Source organism: Microbacterium sp. HSID17254 (assembly GCF_003989315.1).
Classification (GTDB): domain Bacteria; phylum Actinomycetota; class Actinomycetes; order Actinomycetales; family Microbacteriaceae; genus Microbacterium.
In genome coordinates this window covers 1-1,087 of the sequence record NZ_RBLT01000112.1, presented here as the reverse complement: position 1 = coordinate 1,087, position 1,087 = coordinate 1, and the positions used below count along the sequence as shown (strand labels likewise).

1 protein-coding gene and 1 pseudogene are annotated in these 1,087 nt (G+C 73.2%); both read right to left on the bottom strand.

Going from position 1 to position 1,087, the window contains the following annotated elements; genetic code table 11:
- Position 1: 1 nt before the first annotated feature.
- Positions 2–508 carry a hypothetical protein gene (locus D8M34_RS19640; RefSeq protein ID WP_238695719.1) on the bottom strand — a complete coding sequence of 169 codons (507 nt, stop codon included), beginning with the start codon at positions 506–508 and terminating at the stop codon, positions 2–4.
- 50 nt (positions 509–558) lie between these two features.
- Positions 559–915, bottom strand: a pseudogene (locus D8M34_RS19910) (DUF2637 domain-containing protein); the annotation flags it as partial.
- Positions 916–1,087: the final 172 nt, after the last annotated feature.

The following is a 1,087-nucleotide window of genomic DNA, read 5'->3' as shown; positions in this document are numbered from 1 at the left end:
ATCAGGAAGCACCTCCTACCGAGACCAGCGCCAGCGGAGCCGCGTCCCCGGAGGCGCGGTGTCGCAGGTCGGCCGCCTGCCGGATGAGGCGTCGGCCCGTACGATCCGAGACGCCGAACTCGGCTCCTACCGAGCGCCCGGTCAGCTCCTCACCCGCGTTCAGACGTCGGGCGAGGGCCTGCACACGGGGCTCAGTGGTTCGGCCGGCCTCCGGCGCCTCGTCGACCTGAGCAGCTCGTCGCTGGACACCATCGGACTGCTCGGCAGCAGCCGAACGCGGCGCCGCCGCGACATCAGGAGCGTCGGCCCACCAGTCCAGCGAGTGGTCGTCCTCGCGTTCCTCGACCTCGTCCAGGTAGCCGATGACGATCGGTTCGCCAGGCCCAGCCGGAGCGTCCGATGCAGCGACGGGCTGACTGATCGAGCCCCGTCGTGGCCCAGACCGGCAAGCGACGAGTGCGACCAGCTCCAAGGTGATCGCCAGAGCCAGGGGCGGGAACAGCGCCACCGCGACAGCCTCTGGCCTGGCCTGGGCTGGGCGACTGCGGCGAGGTTGGCCAGGATCGTGACGACCATGCCGAAGCCGAACGCGAGCCAGGGGAACACACCCGCGGGATCGCCGCGGTGACGGCGCACCCAGATCACGACCAACGCCGCGACGAGCATCCCGTCCACGCTCAGCGGCAGCCACGGCGCCATCACCGGGTCGCCGTTGGTCGCGATGACGTCGCGGGCGTGTCGATAGGAGGCGACAGCGGCCGGAACACCGACCGCGCCGACCGTGCTGAGGGCGAGCAGCGCGGGCCACGTCCGGCTCCACCAGTGGTGTGCGGGCGCAGCGCTCTCATCGGGGGTCTCGGCCGTCGGCCAGCCCCAGTTCGCAACCGCCGCCTGAGTGTCCGCCGGGGTGCTCACGCCGCCTCCGTCCCGGTCCGCCCCTCGGCGCGAACCGCGCGCCGATCAGCCGCGGTGAGCCCACCCGCAACGCCGTACGGCAGCTCCATCCCGAGCACCACCGCCCGGCAGCCGGCAAGCAGCGGGCGGCAGCCACACCCCCGCAGTGCCCGCCGCTCCCCGCCGTGGGGCC